The organism is Kitasatospora sp. NBC_00374, from assembly GCF_041434935.1.
Taxonomy (GTDB): domain Bacteria; phylum Actinomycetota; class Actinomycetes; order Streptomycetales; family Streptomycetaceae; genus Kitasatospora.
In genome coordinates this window covers 7,262,811-7,278,548 of the sequence record NZ_CP107964.1, presented here as the reverse complement: position 1 = coordinate 7,278,548, position 15,738 = coordinate 7,262,811, and the positions used below count along the sequence as shown (strand labels likewise).

10 protein-coding genes are annotated in these 15,738 nt (G+C 74.6%); 7 read left to right on the top strand and 3 right to left on the bottom strand.

Features of this window, described 5'->3' with window-relative positions; genetic code table 11:
* The first annotated feature begins 44 nt into the window (after positions 1-44).
* The 3 genes from OG871_RS32360 to OG871_RS32350 all read left to right on the top strand — a co-directional run bounded on the left by OG871_RS32360 (position 45) and on the right by OG871_RS32350 (position 3,078).
* Positions 45-986: a JmjC domain-containing protein gene (locus tag OG871_RS32360; RefSeq protein ID WP_371501639.1), complete on the top strand. Its 942-nt coding sequence runs from the start codon at positions 45-47 to the stop codon at positions 984-986.
* The gene (locus tag OG871_RS32355; protein ID WP_371501637.1) at positions 983-2,743 is read left to right on the top strand and encodes an ABC transporter ATP-binding protein; all 1,761 of its coding nucleotides are present in this window, start codon (positions 983-985) and stop codon (positions 2,741-2,743) included. Before OG871_RS32360 ends, OG871_RS32355 begins: the two co-directional genes overlap by 4 nt.
* Before the next feature lie 110 nt (positions 2,744-2,853).
* Positions 2,854-3,078, top strand: a complete 225-nt coding sequence (locus OG871_RS32350; RefSeq protein WP_371501636.1) for a hypothetical protein — start codon at positions 2,854-2,856, stop codon at positions 3,076-3,078.
* An 83-nt stretch (positions 3,079-3,161) separates the two neighbouring features.
* Here OG871_RS32350 and OG871_RS32345 read toward each other — a convergent pair whose 3' ends face one another.
* Both OG871_RS32345 and OG871_RS32340 read right to left on the bottom strand, forming a co-directional pair.
* A complete protein-coding gene (locus OG871_RS32345; RefSeq protein ID WP_371501635.1) occupies positions 3,162-6,215 on the bottom strand; it encodes a BTAD domain-containing putative transcriptional regulator in 3,054 nt (1,017 codons plus the stop codon).
* Positions 6,216-6,488: 273 nt separating this feature from the next.
* Positions 6,489-6,716 carry a hypothetical protein gene (locus OG871_RS32340; protein ID WP_371501634.1) on the bottom strand — a complete coding sequence of 76 codons (228 nt, stop codon included), beginning with the start codon at positions 6,714-6,716 and terminating at the stop codon, positions 6,489-6,491.
* 485 nt (positions 6,717-7,201) lie between these two features.
* Here OG871_RS32340 and OG871_RS32335 point away from each other — a divergent pair, with 485 nt between their 5' ends.
* Together OG871_RS32335 and OG871_RS32330 are read left to right on the top strand one after the other, a co-directional pair.
* Positions 7,202-7,750 carry a hypothetical protein gene (locus OG871_RS32335; protein WP_371501633.1) on the top strand — a complete coding sequence of 183 codons (549 nt, stop codon included), beginning with the start codon at positions 7,202-7,204 and terminating at the stop codon, positions 7,748-7,750.
* A gap of 124 nt (positions 7,751-7,874) precedes the next feature.
* Positions 7,875-8,213: a tetratricopeptide repeat protein gene (locus OG871_RS32330; protein ID WP_371501632.1), complete on the top strand. Its 339-nt coding sequence runs from the start codon at positions 7,875-7,877 to the stop codon at positions 8,211-8,213.
* Between the two features lie 40 nt (positions 8,214-8,253).
* On the opposite strand, the gene OG871_RS32325 is transcribed toward OG871_RS32330, so the two are convergent.
* Positions 8,254-11,328, bottom strand: coding sequence for a putative bifunctional diguanylate cyclase/phosphodiesterase (locus OG871_RS32325; protein ID WP_371501631.1), 3,075 nt, complete (start codon positions 11,326-11,328; stop codon positions 8,254-8,256).
* A 336-nt stretch (positions 11,329-11,664) separates the two neighbouring features.
* Between OG871_RS32325 and OG871_RS32320 the strand changes: the two genes are divergently transcribed.
* A complete protein-coding gene (locus OG871_RS32320; protein ID WP_371501630.1) occupies positions 11,665-14,928 on the top strand; it encodes an amino acid adenylation domain-containing protein in 3,264 nt (1,087 codons plus the stop codon).
* A complete protein-coding gene (locus OG871_RS32315) occupies positions 14,925-15,698 on the top strand; it encodes a leucyl/phenylalanyl-tRNA--protein transferase (RefSeq protein WP_371501629.1) in 774 nt (257 codons plus the stop codon). The genes OG871_RS32320 and OG871_RS32315 overlap by 4 nt, the downstream gene beginning before the upstream one ends.
* The last annotated feature ends 40 nt before the right edge of the window (positions 15,699-15,738 follow it).

The window sequence follows — 15,738 nt, the reverse complement described above, 5'->3', positions numbered from 1 at the left end:
ACCCGCGCGACCGCCCACCGAGACGACGACGAAAAGAGACCCGTATGCTCCGGGAGGAACTCACCCGCTGGGTGGGCGACGTGGACGCCTTCCGCACCGACCACTGGCGCAGCGGACCGGCGGTCTTCCGCCCCGGCGCGGCCGGCCCGTCCGAACCGCTCACCCTCGACGAGATCGACGCCGCGCTCGCCGGCGGGCTGCTGCGCACCCCGCACGTCGAACTGGCCCGCGCCGGCGATCCGGTGCACTCCGCCACGTACACCCGCCCGCGCACGGTCTCCGGTGTGACCGGGCCCGGCTACGCCGACCCGGACCGGATCCGGTCCCTGCTGGCGGAGGGCGCGACGCTGGTCCTGCGCAACGTCGAGCACTGGCATCCCCGGACCAGGGCGCTGACCACCCGGCTGCAGGACGAACTGGGGCGCCGGGTCGAGGCGTTCCACTTCGTCACCCCGCCCGGCGCCCAGGGGCTCGACCTGCACCGCGACGACGCCGACGTCCTGCTGCTCCAGGTCACCGGCAGCAAGCGCTGGACGGTGCACGGCGGCCCGACCGGCGACGCGGACTGGGCCCCCGGGGCGGTCGCGGACGCGGGGCCGGCCCTGTTGGAGACCACCCTGCGGGCGGGCGAGGTGCTCTACATCCCCCGTGCCTTCGCGCACCGCGCGGTGGGCGGCGAGGGGCTCTCCTCGCACGTGTCCCTGACCATCCGCGAGGTCGGCGCCCGGGAGCTGTTCCGCGCCCTGCAGCACCTGCTGCTGGACGGCCTGCGGCTGCCGGCCCGCCCGCTGGACGACGCGGCCCTGCAGACCGCCGGCGAGCAGCTGCTGCGACGGTTCCGGCAGCGGCTGCCGGACCTCTCCGCGGCGGACCTGCTGGCGTTCGCCCGCGACGCCCAGCGCGCCGAGGGGGACGTCCCGGGTCTGGGCGCCAGCCCCGGCATCGCCGCGCTGGCCGAACGGCTCGCCGCCGGGGCGTCCGAGTGAGCGGTGCCGCGCGGTCCGCCGGGCTGCGGCTGCTGATCGGGCGTCACCTGCGACCGCACCGGGGGCCGCTGGCGGCCGGCGCCGCGCTGGCGCTGGCCGGCGGGCTGGCGGGGCTGGCCGAACCGATGGCCGCCAAGGCGCTGATCGACCGCCTGGCGGAGGGCGGCTCGCCGACCGCGTCCGCGCTCGGGCTCGGCGCCCTGGTGCTGGCCTCCGTCCTGGTCACCGGCGCCGGCTCGTACCTGCTGGAGCGCACCGCGGAGGACGTCGTGCGCACCACCCGGGAACGGCTGGCGGCGCGGATCCTGCGGCTGCCGGTGGCCGACCTCGACCGGCAGCGGCCCGGGGACCTGATCGCCCGGCTGACCTCCGACACGGCCCTGCTGCGCTCGGCCGCCGGGCACGCCCTGGCGGCCTGCGCGACCTCGGCGCTGATGGTGCTCGGGGGCCTGGTCGCGATGTTCCTGCTCGATCCGGTGCTGGCCGGTGCGACGGTCGGGGTGATCGGCACGGTGTGCGGGCTCGGCGCGCTCACCCTGCCCGGGATCGGCCGGGCCACCCGGCAGGCGCAGGCGGTCACCGGGGAGCTCGGGTCGGCGATGGAACGCTCGCTCGGCGCGTTCCGGACGGTGAAGGCCAACGGCCTGGAGCGGCAGGAGATCGGCGCCGCCCGGGAGGCGGCCCGCCGGGCCTGGTCGAGCGGCGTGCGGGCGGCGCGCTGGGAGGTGGCGGCGGAGATCGCCTCCGGGCTGTCGGTGCGGCTCGCCTTCCTGACGGTCCTGGGCGTCGGCGGGACGAGGGTGGCGACCGGCCGGATGACCGTGTCGGCGCTGGTGGCCTTCCTGTTCTACCTGGTCTTCGTCGGCCCGCTGCTGACCCAACTGGCCACCAGCGCGGGCCTGGTGCAGCGCGGCATCGCGGCGGCGCAGCGGATCCACGAGATCGAGCGGCTCCCGGTCGAACCGCTCGAACCGGCGGGACCGGCGGGAGCGGTGTCGGCACCCCCCGGCCCGGCCGCCCCCGCCGCGCTGTCCTTCCGGCAGGTGTCGTTCGGCTACCCGAGCCGCCCGGGGACGGTGCTCGACGGGCTGTCCCTCGACGTGCCGGCGGGTGGTCTCACCGCCCTCGTCGGCCCCTCGGGCGCGGGCAAGAGCACCACGTTCGCGCTGCTGGAGCGGTTCTACGAGCCGCTGGCCGGCAGCATCTCCCTGGACGGCCGCGCCCTGGGCGACTGGCCGCTGGCCGAACTGCGGGCCTGCATCGGGTACGTGGAACAGGACGCCCCGGTGCTCGCCGGCACCCTGCGGTCCAACCTGCTCCAGGGCGCGCCGCGGGCCGGCGAGGACGAGCTGCGCGCGGTGCTCGCCGTCACCCGTCTGGACCGGCTCGTGGCGCGGCTGCCCGACGGGCTGGACACCGAACTCGGCCAGCGCGGAACGGCGTTGTCGGGCGGCCAGCGGCAGCGGGTCGCCGTCGCGCGGGCGCTGCTGCGCCGGCCGAGGCTGCTGCTGCTGGACGAGGCGACCTCGCAGCTGGACGCCGAGAACGAGCGGGCGCTGCGGGAGGCCGTGGCCGAGATCGCCCGGGAGACGACCGTCGTGGTGATCGCCCACCGGCTGTCCACGGTCGCCGAGGCCCGGCAGATCGTGGTGATGGAGGCCGGCCGGGCCCGGGCGGTCGGCACCCACCGCGAGCTGCTGGCCGCGGACGACCTCTACGCACGGCTGGTCCGCACCCAGCTGCTGGCCGAGGCGTGAAGGTTCGGCCGGGGGCCGGCGCGGGTTCGGTGATCGGATGTTGATCGAGAGTCGAACCCGGGTCCGCACAATGGTCCTCGACGGACGATCCGACACCGAAGGGCATCGACATGAGGGCTTCCACCAAGCGCACGGCCACCACGCGCACGGCGACCGAGTGCACCGCCACCACCACCCGCTGGGCCGCCGTGGCGCTCCTGGCGGCCGGCCTGCTGCTCGGCACCGCCACCACCGCGAGCGCGGACCAGGTCGACCTGACGCACCTCACCGTCGACACCCCCCGGACCACGGCGACGAACGCGATCGAGCCGACCTGGAACAGCACCGGGTCCTGACCGCACCCGCACCCGCACCCGCACCCGCACCCGCACCCGCACCCGCACCCGCACCCGTGCCCCGTGCCACACCCGAGCCGCCGCTACGCCGCCAGATCGCCGAGCAGCGCCTCGACGTCCGCCACGTCGGGCAGACCGAGCCGGGCGAACAGCGCGGAGGCGCGCAGCAGGCTGGCCCTGGCCTCCTCGGCCCGGCCGCGCTCCGCGAGCGTCCGGCCCAGCACCACCAGGGCATGGCCCTGGTCCCGGTCCGACCCGAGATCCTCGCAGAGCCGCAGTGCCGCCTCCGCCTGGGTCTGGGCCTCCCGGTGGCGTCCGAGGACGCGCAGGGTGTCGGCCATCCGGTAGCGGGCATGCGCGACCCGCTGCCGGATGCCGGCGGCGGTCGCGATGTCCAGGCACTCGCCGTACCGGAGGACCGCCTCCTGGTACCGGCCGGTCGCGTGCAGGGCCAGGCCCAGCACGTACAGGGCGTAGCAGGTGCCGGGCTGGTCGCCGAGCTGCCGCAGGCCGGGCAGCACGCCCTCGCAGGCGGGGACGGCTTCGGCCGCCCGGCCGCTGCGGACCCGGGCCAGGGCCGCGTTCACGGTGGTGGCGATCTCACCCGAGCGGTGGCCCAGGTCGCGGGCCAGGCCGATCGCCTCGTCGAAGCTGCGGATCGCCTCGTCGTACCGGCGCAGGAACTGCGCCACCAGGCCCAGGTCGTTGAGGGCCTGGCGCAGGACGGCGGTGTCCCCCGCCTCGCGGCAGGCGAGGACGGCCAGCCGGGCCTCGTGCTCGGCCTCGGCGAGCCGGGTGTCCTTGAGGGCGATCGTCCCGCACAGGAAGCGGGCTCTGCCCTCCGCCTGGCGGTCCCCGCGCAGCCCGGCCGCCTCGGCCAGCAGCCTCCCGGTGGGGGCGAGTTGACCGTAGCGGGTGTCCTGGTGGAAGGGGCTGAGCGCGATCAGCAGGTCGATCGCGGTCCGCAGCGCGTCCCCGTCGACGCCGTCCCCGTCGCGGTCGGCGGCGGTCTGCGCGGCCAGCGCCAGCGCGCCCTCGGACTCGGTGTGCGCCCAGGCGCGGGCGGCCGCCAGGTCGGCGAAGGCCGGGCCCGGTGCGCGCAGCGGGCCGAGCGCGCCGGCGGTCGGGTCACCCGGTACGGCGTGCCGGAACGCGGCGCAGGCGGTGGCCAGTTGGAGGTCGAGCAGCCGGCCGAGAGCCTCCCGGACGTCCTGGCGGTGGGCCCGGGCGTGCTGGCGGCCGAAGGTCCGCAGCAGGTCGTGGAACCGGTAGCGGCCGGGGACGGGGGATTCCAGCATGGCGACGTCGACCAGGGACTCCAGCACGTCCTCGGTGCGGAGTTCGTCCGTGCCCAGCGCGGCGGCGGCGGCCGCCAGTCCGATGTCCGGGCCGTCCACGCTCGCCAGCAGGCGGAAGGCCCGGGCCTGATCGGGCGAGAGCTGGCGGTAGCCGAGCTCGAAGACCGGCTCGATGGCGAGGTCTCCGGCGCGCAGTTCGGTGAGCCGGCGGCGTTCGTCGGCCAGCCTGGCCGCCAGCAGCTCGACGGTCCAGCTCGGCCGGGCGGCCAGGCGGGCGGCCACGATCCGGACGGCGAGCGGCAGGAAGCCGCAGGTGGCGACCAGGTCGCCGGCCGCGATCCGCTCGGCGGCGGCCCGCTCGGCCCCGACCACCCGGCCGAACAGGTCGAGGGCCTCGGCGGGTTCGAACACGTCCAGGTCGGCCTGCAGACAGGCGGGCAGGCCGGCGAGCCGCGGCCGGCTGGTGACCAGGACGGCGCACTCGCCGGGGCCCGGCAGCAGCGGGCGCACCTGGGCGGCGTGCCGGGCGTTGTCCAGCACGATCAGCAGGCGCCGTCCGGCGGACATCGAGCGGAACAGGGCCGCGCGGGCCTCCGCCTCGGGCGGCACGGCGTCCGGAGCGAGCCCGAGCGCGGTCAGGAACCCGGCCAGGATGTGCCCGGGCTCGGCCGGGTCGTGGTCGGTGCCGCGCAGGTCGGCGTGGAGCTGGCCGTCCGGGAAGGCGGCGCGGACGCGGTCGGCGGTGTGCAGGGCGAGCGCGGTCTTGCCCACCCCGCCCATGCCCGCCACCAGGACGACCGTCGGTCCACCGCCCGGGGCCGGCAGCAGCGCGTCGGCGAGCCGGGCGACCAGACCTTCCCGGCCGGTGAAGTCGACCGGTGCACAGGGGAGTTGGGCCGGCTTCGGCCTGGCCGCGGACGGCCGCCCCGGCCGCCCCCGGCGTCCCGGGCTCCCGCCCGGTCCGGTCCCGGCTTCGGCCTCGTCCTCAGCTCGGGGTACCGGTACGGCGTCGGGCACGGCCTCCAGCGCGGCGCCCGACGCACCGGATCCGGCGGGCACGGCAGGCGGCCGGGCCGCCGTCAGCTCCGGGTCTCCGGCGAGGATCCGCTGGTGCAGGGCGGTCAGCTCCGGCCCGGGCTCCAGGCCGACCTGTTCGACCAGCAGGTGCCGCACCTCGCGGAACACCGTGAGCGCGTCGGCCTGCCGCCCGACCTGGCACAGCGCCCGCATCAGCAGCCCGTACGGGCGCTCGCGCAACGGGTGTTCGGCGACCAGCAGCCGCAGGTCCGGCACGGCCCGGGCCTGTCGGCCGAGGTCAAGGTCGAGCTCCAGCCGGTCCTCCAGCAGCGCGACGCGCAGTTCGTCGAGCCGGGCCCGCTGCCGCTCGGCGAACGGACCGGGGACGGCGGCCAGCGGCTCGCCCTGCCACAGTCCGAGCGCCTCCCGCAGCAGCGCCGCGGCCTGCGCCGGACGTCCGGCGGTCCGCTCCTGGGCCGCCCGGGCGGCCAGCGCCTCGGCCTGCTGCACATCGAGGCAGGGTCTCGGGAGGACCAGGCGGTATCCGTCGCCGACCGACACCAGGACGCCCGGTGCCGAGCGGTCCTGTTCCAGGATCTTGCGCCAGCGCCAGGCGTAGGTGCGCAGCGTGGTGATCGCCGCGTTCGGCGGCTCCTCCCCCCAGAGCGCCTCGGTCAGCTCGGCGGCACCCGCGCTGCGCCCCGGGCGCAGCAGCAGCACCGCCAGCATCGCCTGCTGCTGCGGCGCTCCAACCCTGAGCCGGTCGTCCCCCCGGTACGCCCGCATCGGCCCGAGCACCTCGAACCTCAGTTCCCCCACCATCCGTCACCCCATCGTCGTCGCCGACCGGCGCACGAACTGCCGATCATGCACACAAAAAGTATCAACGGTCTCCGCTGAGCGGACATCCCGCTGACCGGCGGGGTCGGGGACGGGGAACGAGGTCCCGGGTTGTGGACTTGATGACCGGGATGACTGTGCTATAAGACGCGGGATCGCGGGCGGACGGGCACGACGGGTGGACGCACCGACCGCCGGAACGGTTTCCGTTCCGGCGGTCGGTTCTGCACGGCCCTGTGCCCTGCGGCGCGGCGGTCAGCCGGCCGTGACCGGGCTGCCGTCGCCGTTGTTGGAGCCCACCGTGTTGTCGCGGCCCACGTTGAAGATGTCGTCGCCGGCGAGCTGGTTGCCGTCGCCGAGGACGATCGCCCACGGGGCGGCCGTGGAGTCGTAGTCGATGTCGGCCACGGCGACGCCGGGCAGGCCGCCCGCCAGGCCTGCGGCGGCAGCCAGGACCAGCATCAGCTTGCAGGTGCGGTTCATGGTGTTCCCTTTCTCGACGATGTCACGGCGACAGTAGGGTTCCGCCCTCCGCCGGCCCGGGATCTTGGGCCGTGCGGGTGTGTTGGACGCGCCGCGGCCGCACGGGCGGCCCGGGCGGCGGAGCACGGGGCACCGACTTCGCGGGTCTCCTCAATTCCCTTGAGCGGAAAGGAATTTGACATGCCCTCGATGCAACGGCGGCCGCCGTGGCGAATTGCAGAAAATCATCCTCCGATTCGCCCGTTCGACGGTTTTCCGGGCCACGGACCATGGCATGCTGATCACCGTTCAGGGCCGGCGCCCGGCCCGGGCACCCAGCCGGCGGTGCCGCGCCGCTCTGCGCCAACACCACACCGTTCGCTTGGAGTTGTGACACCAGTGGGGATTCCGTGCGGCCCGTCGAGCCGGGCCGCGAACACATCCGGCCGCCACGGGCCGCCACCGCACCGCCGGACCCTTGCGGTCGACGGCGCGGGCACGCCCGGATGAGGCGGAGCAACGGCGGCCTCACCCTGCCCCGGCTGGCGGGCTGGCTCCTCGCCGACATCCTGCTGATGCTGGTCGTGGTGGTGCTCGGTACCGAGGTGGTACCGGCACTGCCGTCCGCGGGCCGCTCTCCCGGGCCGAATCCGAGCGCGGCGGCGGCCGCGCCACCCGCGGGCCCACACGGCGCCTCGTCCGCGAGCCTGGATCCGCACAGCGAGTCGGTGGTCGCACACGTCGATCCGGACGCCCTGCTGGACGGCTCCCCGGCCGCCGTGGCCGACCTGCTCCAGCAGCTGCGCCTGGGCATCCAGCCCTACCGGGCCAGGCGCGCGGCGCTGGTGCTGGTCTGGGGCTCGGCCGCGGCCTGCCGGGGGTGCGCCGCCGACCTGGGCCGCAGCGCCGAGCTGGCCCGCCAGGTGGCGCCCCGGGTGCCGGACGTCGCACCGGAGTTCTTCCCCGCCTACGACCCGCGGATCATCCGGGCGTACGAGGACGGCGAGGGGCAGGTCGGCACGGTCCGACTGGAACTGTTCTTCGTCCGGGGCTGACGGCCGACGGGTCCGGGGCCGACCCTCGACGGGCCCGGTGCGGGCGGGAACGTCCCGGGAATGCCGAGAGAAAGGTGAATGTTCAACCACCAGTGCCCGTCAGAACCACCCGAAGGGAGCCGCAGTGAACACCGTCCACCGCGAGGAGACCACCGCGCAGCGCTGGGCCCGCGCCGAGCTGTACTTCGAGTCGAAGCACTACACCGAGGCCGCCCGGATCCTCACCGAGGTGGTGGCCGAGACGCCGGGCCAGGTGGCGCCGCGACTGCTGCTGGCCCGCGCGTACTTCCACTCCGCCCAGCTGCGCCGCGCCGAGGAGCAGTTGCGCGAGGTGATCGCCCTCGACCCGGTCGAGCACTACGCCCACCTGATGCTCGGCCGCACTCTCCAGCGACAGGGGCGTGCGGACCAGGCGCAGGCCTCCCTGAAGCTCGCGGCGGCGCTCGGCGGCGAGACCCGCTGAGACGGCCGAGACCCGCGCGGGGCGGACCGGACGGGCGGGTTCAGGACCCGCCCGCCCGCAGGTGCGCGGACTCGGCGTCGTCCCGGACCAGCACGCTCGCCTGATCCGCGGTGAGCGGCCGGGCGAACAGGTACCCCTGGCCGAGCGGGCAGCCCATGGCCGCCAGCAGGTCCCGCTGGACGGCGTTCTCGATGCCCTCGGCGATGACCTGGACGCCGAGGGTGTCGGCGATCCGGGTGATGCCCTCCACCAGGGCGAACTGCTGCTGGGAGAGCCCGAGCCCGTCGATGAAGGACTTGTCGATCTTGAGGACGGAGATCGGGAACTCACGCAGATAGCTCAGCGAGGAGTACCCGGTGCCGAAGTCGTCGATCGCGATCCGCACCCCGAGCTCGCGCAGCGCCTCCATGTCGGTGCGCACCCGCTCGTCCCGGCGCATGAGGACGCTCTCGGTCAGCTCCAGGATCAGCGTGCCGGGCTGGATCCCGCTGTGCTCCACCACGTTGCGGACGATGTCCACGAAGCCCGCGTCCCGGAACTGCCGGGCCGACACGTTGACGCTCACCCGCAGCGGCCGCCGCCCCTCCGCGCCCCGCCGGGCCGAGGTCGACCGCTGCCAGGACGCCGCCTCGGCGACGGCCCGCTCCAGCACCCACGCACCGAGCGGCACGATCTGCCCGCTCTCCTCGGCGAGTGAGATGAACTCCTCCGGCAGCACCATGCCGCGCCGCTCGTGCGGCCAGCGCACCAGCGCCTCGAAGGCCACCAGTCCACCGTCCGCCAGGTCGACGATCGGCTGGTAGTACAGCGCGAACGCGGATTCGGCGATCGCGGTGTCCAGGCTCTCGTTGAGTTCGTGCCGCTCCACCAGGCCGGCCTGCAGGGCGGGCTGGTACTGGCACCACTGGCGCTTGCCGGACGCCTTGGCCGAGTACAGCGCCAGGTCGGCGTGGGTCAGCAGTTCGGCGGCGTCCACGCTGTCCTCGGTGGTGGCCACCCCGACGCTGGCGGCCACCCGGACGGTGCCCGAGCTCAGCCGGAACGGCTCCTCGAAGGCGCTCAGCACGGCGTCGGCCGTGGAGCCCACGTCGGCGGGCGAGAGCGCGTCCTCGACCAGGACGGCGAACTCGTCGCCGCCGAGCCGGGCCGCCGTGTCCGAGGTGCGCAGGGCGGTGGAGACCCGCAGCGAGACCGCGACCAGCAGCTCGTCGCCGATCGCGTGGCCCTGGGTGTCGTTGACCACCTTGAAGTCGTCCAGGTCCAGGAAGAGCACGCCCATCACGGTGCCGCGGCGCTCGCTGCGGGTGAGCGCATGGCCGACCCGGTCCTGGAAGAGCACCCGGTTGGCCAGCCCGGTCAGCGAGTCGTGGAAGGCCCGGTGGGTCAGTTCGCGCTCCATCTGCCGCTGGTCGGTCACATCGCGCAGGGTCAGGACCAGGCCACCGACGGTCGGGTCCTCGCGCAGGTCGTTCCAGCGCACCTCGGCCTCGATCACGCTGCGGTCGCTGCGCAGCAGCCGCCAGTGCTCGCGCTGCTCGGACTGCTCCCTGGTCCGCATCCGGGCCAGGGCCTGGTGGAGCCGGCGGCTCTCCTCGGGCGGGATCAGCTCGCTGAGCTGGACGCCCTCCAGGCTGGAGTAGCCCAGTACCCGCTGCGCGGAGGAGCTGGCGTACCGGATGTCGTCCTCGGCGGTGAGGATGAGGATCACGTCGGAGGCACTCTGCACCAGGGTGCGGAAGTACGCCTCGCTGTTGCGCTGGTTGACCTCGCGGCTGAGCATCACGCGCTCGACGGCCAGGGCCGACTGGGCCGCCAGGATGTCCAGGGTGCCCCAGAGCGCGGTGAGCTGGTGCTCGGTGCCGCCGACGATCAGGACGCCGATCAGCGGCTCGCCCATCGGCCGGTTCTCCAGGGCGAGCGGGCAGATCAGGGCGTGCGACAGCCCGGAGAAGCGGCGCTCCAGGCCGCCGCCGAGCTCCTCCACGGGGATCACCCGGCTCTCCCGCAGCTCGCTGTCCGGCGGCACCCGCAGCACCGCCTCGATCTCGCCCTGCCGCACCCACAGCTGCCCGTCGGCCCGCACGCCGAGCAGGGCGGAGTGGCCGGGCGGGGTGGGCATCAGCGAGGACGCGGCGGCCTGTACCGCGTCGGAGACCTCCTCGAAGTCCACCGATCTGGTCAGTGACGCCCCGGCCACTCTCAGTGCCCGCTCCCGGGCGACGGCGTGCCGGTGCACCAGGACGATCCCGCCCAGGCGGGCCAGCACCAGCAGGAAGAGCACCGCCGAGAAGGTGGCGATCACACCGGCGTGGCTGGTGTCGCCCCGGGAGAGGTCGACCAGCAGCATCGCGGGGGCGATCATCGAGGCCGCGGCGAGCAGCGCCAGCCGGCCGCCGGAGATGTCCAGCTGCTGGGTCGGGATCGGCCGGGTCAGCTCGACCATGGACGGGTGCAGCGCGGCCGCGCCCCAGGCGCAGTAGAACACCGCCCAGCCGAGGTCGACCGGACTGCCGATCCGCCACACCCCGTGCAGCTGGATCAGCCCGTAGGCGACGTCCGCGACCAGCATGCCGAGGGTGCCGAAGGCCAGCAGCCACAACGCCTTGCTCTTGCCGCCGCGTGGCACCAGCAGCCGCATCAGCATCGCCAGAATGAGGATGTCACCGAGCGGGTAGGCGACCGAGACCGCCTTCTGGAACCAGCTCAGATCGGGATTGCGCTCGTACGGGACGATCAGGTAGATCCAGGCCAGCAGGGCCAGGCCCACGGTCAGGATCAGCGCGTCGATCAGGCTGCCGCGGTCCTGCTGGGCGGTGCGCCAGCGGATGAAGCCGGAGACGCCCACCGCGTACAGCAGGTACTCGGCGAGGTAGAAGCCGTCGGCGACGGACGGGAAGTCGAACTGCGCCAGGTACTCGGTCTGGATGACCTGGGCGATCTCGCCGATGGTGAAGCTGAGGTTCGCGAGCGCGAGCAGGTACCAGTACTGCGGGTGCGCCGGGCGGTTCAGCCGGGTACCGACGACGATGGCCGCGACCCCGGTCAGGCCGATGCCCGTCCACCAGATGATCCGTTCGTCCGGGTTCCGGTAGTAGACCAGGGTCAGCACAGCCATCCAGCCCAGGTAACAGACCATCAGGCGTTGTCTTCGACGCGTCAACCGAGCTACCCCCTTCGCGCCGTGGCGGAGTCTGGAGGGGTCGATGTACGAGAGTTGGCCGCCGGCGACGCGGAGGCGGGGAGCCCAGCGGCTCCGTGACAATGCGTCTCAATGATACCCAAGGCCATTCGGGTGCCTATAGTCGAAGGTATCGGGGCCGGCCGAGGTCCGCAGCGGACAGGCCGGAAAGCAGCAGCTCACCGCGTGCCGGCTCAGCGTCGTGTTCGCGTCGGTGGCCGGGCGGAGCACCAGCCGCCGTACCCCTGTCTCCACACTCCCGAGGTCAGGCCGGTGGACCAGCCGAACCGCACCCCACAGCCGCAGTCCGGGCCGTATCAGGTGCTCATCAACGACGAGGCCTTGCACGCCCTGTGGCCCGACGACCTGCCCGTCCCGGCCGGCTGGCGAAATGCGGCCGGGCCCGCCCCGCTCTCCCAGTGCCTGCACGTGGTCGCCGAGCGCTGGACCGACCTGCGGCCGGTCAGCCGCCGCTGCGGCGGGGTCACGGTGCACGGGCTCTTCCGCCGGCAGGTGGCCCGCACCCCGTCGGCGACGGCCGTCGTCGCCGACGGCGAGCGGCTCAGCTACCGGGAGCTCGACCGCCGCAGCGACCGGCTCGCGCACGCCCTGCGGGCCTCCGGTGTGGTGGCGGACTCGGTGGTACCGGTCTGCCTGGAACGCGACGCCGACATGGTCACCGCGCTGCTCGCGGTGCTCAAGGCGGGCGGCGCGTTCCTCCCGCTCGACCCCGCGCACCCCGCCCACCGGCTGCGGCAGCTGGTCTCGGACGCCGGCGCCGCACTGGCGGTGACCAGCAGTGACCAGCACGGACGGCTCGGCCTGCCGGTGATCCTCGCGGCGGACTACCGCGGACCGGGCGGCACCGTCTCCGCCCCTCCGGACACCACCGTGCCCGACGACCTGGCCTACATGGTCTACACCTCGGGGACCACCGGGGTGCCCAAGGGCGTCCCGGTCAGCCACCGCACGATGGCCCTGACCGTCTCCCGCGCGGCCGAGGCCTTCCGGCTCACCCCCGCGGACCGGGTGCTGCAGCTCGGCGCGCTCGGTTTCGACACCTCGCTGGAACAGATCTTCGCCCCGCTGCTCAGCGGCTCGGCCGTGGTCCTCGGCGGCCGGACCACCTGGGCACCGATCGAGCTCGCCCACCGGATCCTCGAACTGGGCATCACCGTGGCCGACTTGACGCCCACCTACTGGCACCGCCTCCTCGACCTGCTGACCGAGGGCGCCCGCCCGCCGGCCTCCCTGCGGCTGATGATCATCGGCGGGGACACCGTGCACGCCGAGGACTGCCGCGCCAGCCTGCGCAGGATGCCGACCACCCGGCTGATGAACGCCTACGGCCTGACCGAGGCCGGGATCACCTCCACGGTGTGCGAGATCCTGCCCGGCATGCTGACCACCCCGGCCCACGCCCCGGTCCCGGTCGGGCGCCCCCTGCTGGGGACCTTCGTGCACGTGCTCGACCACACCCTGCGACCGGTGCCCCCCGGCGAGCGCGGGGAGGTGTTCCTCGGCGGCCAGGGCCTGGCCCGGGGCTACTGGCGCCAGCCCGGACTCACCGCACAGCGGTTCCTGCCCGAGCCCTACGCCGGCGACGCGGGCACCCGGATGTACCGCACCGGCGACTCGGCACGCTGGCGGCCGGACGGCAACCTGGAACTGCTCGGCCGGACGGACGAGCAGGTCAAGGTCCGGGGCTTCCGGGTGGATCCGGCCGAGGTGGAGTCCCACCTCACCGAGCACCCGGCGGTCGGACAGGCCAAGGTCCTGGCCCCCGAGGACATCGCCGGGGGGAAGGCGCTGACCGCCTTCTACACCCCGGGCGAGGGCAGCGGGCCCGACTTCCGGGAGTTCCTGGCCGCCCGGCTGCCGGACTACCTGGTACCGGCCGCCTTCGTGGCCGTCGACCGGATGCCGGTGACCCCCAGCGGAAAGATCGACCGGCAGGTGCTGGCCGAGGCCGGCCGGTCCACCGTCCGCGTCGGCGGCAACGGGCAGCGCGGGACGCCTGACGGCGGACGGCGCGGCAACGAGGCCGCCGAGCACGGGCTGGCCTACCTCTGGGCGCAGCTGCTGGACGTCGACACCGTGGCCGCCGAGGACGACTTCTTCGCCCTGGGCGGCAACTCCCTGCTGGCGATGGAGATGCTCGCCCGGGCCCGGATCATGTTCGGCATCGGCGTCGACCGGATCCGCGAGCTCACCCGCGCGCTGCTCACCGACCCGACCCTCGGTGCGTTCACCGCCGCCCTGCACTCCGTCCGCCAGAGCCCGGCCGACCCGGCCCGGCAGCCGTCCGGCCAACGGGTGGACTTCACCGGCGAGGCCGAACTCGGTGTCCCGGTACGGCGGATCGACTCCGCGGCGACCCGGCCGGAGCAGCCGGAGCAGCCGGAGCAGCCGCAGGAGATCCTGCTGACCGGCGCCACCGGCTTCTGCGGCGCCCATCTGCTGCACACCCTGCTCACCACGACCGACGCCCAGGTGCACTGCCTGGTGCGGGCCCCCGACCCGGAGCACGCGCTGGAACGGATCCGCGCGGCCCAGCAGCGCTTTCTGCGCCGGGACCTCGACCCGGCCAGGGTCCGCCCGCTGGTCGGCGACCTGGCCGAACCGCTGCTGGGCCTGGGACGCACCCGCTTCGAGCAGCTGGCGGGCAGTGTCGACGCCGTTCACCACCTCGGCGGACAGGTCAACTTCCTGTATCCGTACCACCAGTTGAGGGCCGCGAACGTGGCCGGTACCCGGGAGGTGATCCGGCTCGCGGGCCACTCCCGGGCCATCCCGGTGCACTACCTGTCCACCATGGCCGTCCTGGCCGGATTCGGGCTCGCCGGTGTCCGCGAGATCGACGAGGACACCCCGCTCGACCACGCCGAGCACCTCTCGGTCGGCTACGTGGAGAGCAAGTGGGTCGCCGAGGCGATGCTGCACAACGCCGCGGCGGCCGGGCTGCCGGTCTCGGTCTACCGGGTCAACGACGTCACCGGCGACCTCGCCACCGGGACCATGAACCTCGGCACCGAGCTCTGCGCGCTCATCAAGTACTTCACCGACACCGGTGAGTTCCCCGACGTCGAGCTGCAGCTGGACTTCGTCCCCGCCGACTCCTTCACCCGCGCGCTGGCCCACCTGGCCGGCAGCCGGCCCGCCACCGGGCAGGTCTACCACCTCACCAACCCCAACCCGGCGATGCTCCCCGCGCTGGCCGACCGGGTCCGGGCCCGGGGCCGGCGGATCGAGCAACTCCCGTACCAGGACTGGGTCCGGCGCCTGGTCGGGTACGCGGCGGGCCACCCGGAGCACCCGATCACCCCGTTCGTCCCGCTGTTCGTGGACCGCGCGGCCGGCGCCGGAATGTCGATCAGCGAGATGTACTTCCGGCCGACCTTCCCGCTGTTCACCCGCGAGCGGGCCGACCGGGCGCTCGCCGGCAGCGGCATCGACATCCCGCCGGTCGACGCCCGCCTGCTGGACTTCTACCTGGACCGGCTGGAGGCCACCGGCTACCTGGAGCGCGCGGCATGACCAGCCGGACCACCGACTGGTGGCACACCCTGGCTGTGTCGGCCGCGCCGGCCGACGCACCGGCCGCGTTCTGCGCCGACCTGGGCGCCGACAGCCTGCTGGCCGCCTACCGGTCCGGCCTGTTCCCGATGCCCGCCGCCGACGAGTACGGCCGCTGGATGAACGAGGCGCTGTACGAGGACCGGGTCGCCACCGGGGCGATCGCGGTGCCCGGCGGTGACGGCGAACTCCCCTACCAGGTCGCCTGGTGGTCACCCGACCCGCGTCCGGTGCTGATCCCGGGCCAGGCCCGGCTCGGCCGCCGGCTCGCCCGGCGGCTGCGCAACCGGCTCGACTGGTCGACCAGCGTCGACCGGGACTTCGGCCGGGTGGTCTCCCAGTGCGCCGCCGGCCGGGAGCCGCGCTGGCTCACCGAGGAACTGCGGCGGAGTCTGCTCGCCCTGCACGAACGGGGCTGGGCGCACAGCGTCGAGGTCTGGCAGGGACCGGAGCTGGTGGGCGGTGCCTTCGGCGTCCGGGCCGGGCCGGTGCTCAGCCTGGACTCGATGTTCCACCGCCGGCCGGACGCCTCCCGGGTCGCGGTCGCCGATCTGGCCACCCGGTTCGGCGCCGTGGGCGGCCGGCTGCTGGACGTCCAGTGGGACAGCCCGCACATCCGCAGCCTGGGCGCGCGGCCCGTCCCCCGGCAGGACTACCTGGACCTGCTCCGCTCCGGCCCGCCCGTCGGGCCGCCGGCCACCGACCTGCTGCCGGCCGCCCGGCTGGCCTGACGCCGCGGCCGCCGGGGCCCAGCTCGCCCTGCGGCCGGCC